The organism is Nostoc mirabile CHAB5784, from assembly GCF_020829645.1.
GTDB classification, from domain to species: domain Bacteria; phylum Cyanobacteriota; class Cyanobacteriia; order Cyanobacteriales; family Nostocaceae; genus Nostoc; species Nostoc mirabile.
Window position 1 is genome coordinate 1 of the sequence record NZ_JAIVFS010000219.1, and the last position, 5,504, is coordinate 5,504.

1 protein-coding gene and 1 pseudogene are annotated in these 5,504 nt (G+C 42.1%); both read right to left on the minus strand.

Going from position 1 to position 5,504, the window contains the following annotated elements; genetic code table 11:
• Positions 1–390: 390 nt before the first annotated feature.
• Positions 391–4,605, minus strand: a complete 4,215-nt coding sequence (locus tag LC653_RS44415; protein WP_229501616.1) for a DEAD/DEAH box helicase — start codon at positions 4,603–4,605, stop codon at positions 391–393.
• A gap of 1 nt (position 4,606) precedes the next feature.
• Positions 4,607–5,504 (minus strand): annotated as a pseudogene (locus tag LC653_RS44420) (hypothetical protein); the annotation flags it as partial.

Genomic DNA, 5,504 nt, shown 5'->3' on the forward strand with positions numbered 1-5,504 from the left:
GCATTGTAGCAGTGATAAGATATCGGACATGGGCTGATTGTGGTTTTTGAGTTGTCGTTGTGAGAGACAATAACTCTACTACATCGGCCCTCTCTCCTCATCCTCTTATTTTGGCTAAGGTATTGATACTTAAGTATTTGTTCTCACGAGAGGATACTGTTACGTGAGCTTTCTTACTTCTCAGACATTCTCTTAGGATCAACGCTATTTTGTGATTGCAAAATTACAGGCTTCTGCTAATTAGAAGTATAACCTGGTAAAACTTTTACCCCTGGCTGAGTCAACCTTAGCGTTAAAGAAAGTCTGACTTTACCGCTAGCGATCGCTCAAGGAAGATAAAAGCAAGTTACTGAATGAGCGATTATTGTCAAAAAAGCCTTGGTAAATGCCTTAACCTTCACTAATCAACTGTAACAATACTTCTGTTGATATCTTGCCACTAATATCAGCACCTTCCAATAAGCTGTCTGCCAAATCTCGCTTGTGCTGATGCAATTGCACAATCTTTTCTTCAATAGTATCCTTTGCTACTAGACGATAAATAGTAACAGGGCGTTGTTGCCCAATGCGATGGGCGCGGTCTGAGGCTTGATCTTCCACTGCGGGATTCCACCAAGGATCTGTATGAATCACATAATCAGCCGCAGTCAGATTAAGTCCTGTCCCCCCTGCTTTGAGACTAATGAGAAATACATCCCCTGAACCAGCTTGGAACGCATCGACCCGTTTTTTGCGCTCTGCCACTGAAGTACTGCCATCTAGATATTGATAATTAATACCTTGCTCTTCGAGGTAATCGCGGATGATGTGCAAATGGTCAACAAACTGACTAAACACTAACGCTTTATGACGATTTTCCAGCAGTTCACCCAGCACCTCACCAAAAAGTTGCAACTTGGAACTGGGTAATTCAGTATCAGGCATAACGAGGCTGGGATTACAGCAAGCACGACGCAGTTTCATGATCTCAGCCAAAACTTGCAAATGTTTCTTTCCTGCTTCTGCATCAGTTTCGGTAAGTTTAGATATTGCCTGGCGGCGCAACGCTTCATAGAACGCCTTTTCCTCTCGACTTAACTCTACATGCAACAGAATTTCGGTACGAGATGGTAACTCTTCTAGTACCTGATTTTTTGTCCGCCGCAACAGAAATGGTTGGATAAGTTTTTTGAGTTTATTACGTGCAAGTTTATCCTGATATTTTTCAATGGGGGTAGCAAAGCGTTGATTGAAGCTTTCAAAAGAACCCAATAACCCAGGATTAATAAAACGGAACAAATTCCACAACTCACCCAGGTGATTCTCAATCGGAGTCCCAGTAGTCAGCAACTTAAAATTAGATTTTAGGTTCATGGCTGCCTGAGAACGTTTAGTGGTCATATTTTTAATCGCCTGGGCTTCATCCAAGACAATCGTTTGCCACTGTACACCAGAAAGCATTTGCGCTACTTCTTCCTGCTGTAATAAACCATAGCTGCAAACCAACATATCTAACGGTTGTAAACCAGAGAGTAATTTTTGGCGGTTAGCACCAGAAAATTGAATAATATTCAGAGTTGGGGCAAACTTCTGCGCTTCACTCACCCAATTCATGCACACGGAAGTCGGCGCAATAATTAGGGTTGGCCCCTCATGGGCGTTTCTGAGTATGACCGCCAATGCCTGCACGGTCTTACCGAGTCCCATTTGGTCTGCTAAACAAGCACCCACACCCCAATGTGCCAGACGCGCCAGCCAACAAAAACCCTCCATCTGGTAGTCACGTAGTTCTGCTTGAAGCGTAGATGGCAGTTCCGGCTGGAGGTTTTTCACCTCCTGGAGACGCTCTCTATGTGTTTTCCAGTGTTTATCTGCTTTTACCTTACCTACCTCATCAACAAAATCCTCTAACCCTAACGTGGCCAAGGGGTGAAAACGAATACCTTTACTATGTTTTTCTGAAAACATCCGCAATTCGTCGAGGCGTTTGCGAAAAACTTGAGTTAAAGCCAGAAATTGACCATCACCAAGGGGGATAAAACGGCTGGGGGTTTTCTCTAATAGTTCTAGTAGTTGCTGCATATCCAGCACTAGGTCGTTATTCAATTTCAACTCCCCAGTTGCTGCAAACCAGTCTTGCTGACGTTGAATTGATAAATTAAAGTCTTTTAGGTCGGCATTGTGGCTAACACGCAGTTTTTCTCCTTGTGGCCATTCTATGACTACGCTACTTTCCAGTGCTTGCAATTCTAGCAGTAGTTCCAAACAGTCTTCTGGGTCAACTATAATCCATTCACCATCTTGTTCTTCAGTTCGCGTCAAGGTGGGACAGGCTTTTATGGCGGCTTTAGCAAGTTGTTTCTCTTCAGGCAGATTTCGTCTGGTTTGCAGACGTTTACCGTCAATCTCGGCAATTACTGTTTCACCACCTGTACCAGGACGATAGTAGGGACCATCTTGGGCAAAGGGGCGCGACAAAAGCGTGACTTTCAATCCGGCATTGGCAGGTAAAAGGTGAATATGGGGTAAAGTCTGGGCAGGTACTTCTTCTGCACCTTCGAGTCCGCCGCCAATATCAGAATGTACGGTAACTATTCCAGAGACGGCATTAATCGCTGCCAAAACTTGCTTCTCGGCAATGGCAGGCACGTTTAATTTATTTTCTTTACCAAGAATCTCGGCGATGCGGCGGTGTTCGGCAGTAATTTCAATGACTTTGATGCGGGTTGGGGTTTCTTTAATATGCAGAATATTCTGTGATTCTGCTAATTTGGGAGAAAATTCCAAGGTGAGACGATCTTGTTTCCCTTTTTTAACCAGTAGTTCTGGTTCTCCTTTGACAATTTCTACACGGATAGTGGGTGTATCTTCCCAAAAAACCAACGGGTGTCCAATTAAAGCAGAGATGGCTTTTTCACCGAAGGTATAATCAACTTTCCCGTAATAAGAGCCATCGTTATATGTTTCAATACAACTACATACCCGCATATCTTGGGGTGTGATGTAATCAAACTCAGATAATGCACTGTTGAGACGCTTGAGGGCTATGGGGCGACCTTTACTCCACTCTCCTTTGGCATTCACTTTTTGTTCTCGTGGTTGCAAGACACATCTGCTGGGATAGAAGGTAATGAACCATGCTAAACGCAGTTCAGATTCTGGTTTTAGGGATGTTTGTGGTCTTGATTGGAGATTTGCCAGCGCATTGAGGCACATTTCCCAAGCTTCTTGGGGTCGAATTAAGTCTACGATAGTTTGGATATCGCTATCTTCTCGCAGTGCCTCTGCAAGTTTATTATAGTTACTACTTGGTTTGAGTCGGGATAGGAGTTCTGCGGTTTCCATTGCCAACCAGTGATAACCAGAGGCAAGCGATCGCCGATACAATGGTTCCAATAAATTAGGTAAGCGTTTTTTAGCACTCTGGGCATCCATCCAGTAAAGGCATAGCGAACAAAACAATGTTTGTAAGCTATTTTCTTCTTCCACGGAAGAAATATGACCGCTGACTACAAATTGTTTTTGAGTAATATCACCAAGGTGTACTTGCAGTACCATTTTCAGTCTACCATAAGTGAACCTGAGCCAATGATCTGATTGGCAAGACATCAAACTGGTGTACTCTTCTGCTTCCCGGAGGCGTTGTGCTGAACCATCTTTTAAAAGTGCGAGGATAAAAAATAAGCCCCCAATTGTATTGAAATATATTTGGCGTTTGCCTGTAGCCTTTTTGATGGCTTTCAGGGCATCTGTATAATATTTTATGGCTTGTTCATTATCACCCCGCAGAAAACTTAACCAACCCCAAAAGATAGCAGCGTTATTTTGATATTCATTTGATATACGCTCCAGACTTTTTTGTGCTTCTTGAGTACAACCCTCTAACAACAGTTGTTCTGTCAAAATCAGATGTAGATAATCTGAGCAATGTTTTCCAGGTGTAGAGCATTCTTCTGACAGCAACGTCAACGCATCTTCAGAAGCAGATAATTTTAAGGCTGAATTGAAGAGGATACTTGATATGCCACTTTCATATAATCCAAGTGGAAGGGTGTTAAACCAATCTGCATCAAACGGATTATTGTATATCTGCTCAAAGATATTTTCTATTACTATTTTTTCTTCGCTATCACTGTACTTCTGGTAATCTTCAATTTGCTGATTAATAAAACTAAGGTCTTGACGATAAATACCAATGCGGATTTCTCTAATACACTGGCGTAAGCTGTAGAATATCCGAGAATCTCTGTTCCAGTGAGTACGTATTGGTAGCTTCTCCTCTACTGCTGTAACCAGGATTTCAAACTGTTTGGTTTGTACAGCATGGCGAGTAGCAATTTCTGTGAGTAACGGATGACATTCAGGACTCGATCTACTTTCCTGTACTAACAAACCTGCTTTTAATAATTTATCAATCTGGGGACTAAGGGTTTTAGTACCCCAAGGCTTATTGTTTTCATCTAAAGCGCCAGTCTTACTAATACAACTTACGAATGAATTTTTGTCTATCGGTGCATAAATTACCGAAAACAACTGGATAATCTTTTGTAAGGAAGGGTGTAACTCGAAATATTTTTTTGCGATTAGTGCTTGTTGTATTGTGGAATTAGGCTCAAAAATAGTCATATTATTTATTCAGTTCTTTAAATAATTCCATTAATTTGCGTTTACGTCCATGAGCCGCTTCTAGTTGTGAGCGATAAGCAGACCATTCAGCTTTTTGTCCAAGTTGAAGATACGCAGCTTTTATTTTTTTGAGCCAATTAACCGCAGCGTCATAACGGTCAGCTTTTCCTTGTTCCATTATTGGTTCTGCCCGTCTGCAAGCGTTATCAATTACCCAATCTGGACGATGGGAAACTGCTGCATCCATGACTCGATGAACCAGTTTGGAATCATAGTAAGTATCTCTTTCTACTGTTTTAATTGCATCATCAATTAATCCTTCATGCAGGAAAATATCAACTTGAGCTTCTCTTATTCCCCAATCTGGCTGATCTCGTAGTGTTTGCAGTAAATCTTGTTTGAGCGTCAACCAAGTTTCTCCTGCATAGTCTTGAATCTTACCATAGTCTCGAAACGATGGTCTGATTTTAAAAGCAATGATGCTGGCAGTTAACGCAGTGGCATTATCTTCTAATCCTTGGGCTAAATCACTTGTCCAAGTAGCAAATTCATACAAACAGTTACCTGTTAAATTTATACCTGCAATACATATTTCTAACGCTTCAACCAAATACCCATCTTCTCGCAATATTTTTGCCAGGGCAAAACCCTCTTCTGCTTTTTCCATCAGGATTTTAGCCGCACACATGGCCTCTTCTACTCTTCCCAAAGCTGCTAATTGCGTCAGGTATTGCAGAGTCATTTCTTCTGCTAAAGCTAGATTTAAATACTCTGAGCGTCCGGCTCTGAACCCGTATGAGTTAGGCTCAAATCGCGCTTCCCATTCTGGCTCTAATGCCAGCTTGACAAGTGCTTGCAAGGCTCGGTCTTTCATTGTAGGTATACCTAAAGGTCGCTTC

Bases quoted from the DNA above. Each gene is read 5' to 3' on its own strand.
- LC653_RS44415 (WP_229501616.1), bottom strand. From the start codon at position 4,605: ATGACTATTTTTGAGCCTAATTCCACAATACAACAAGCACTAATCGCA.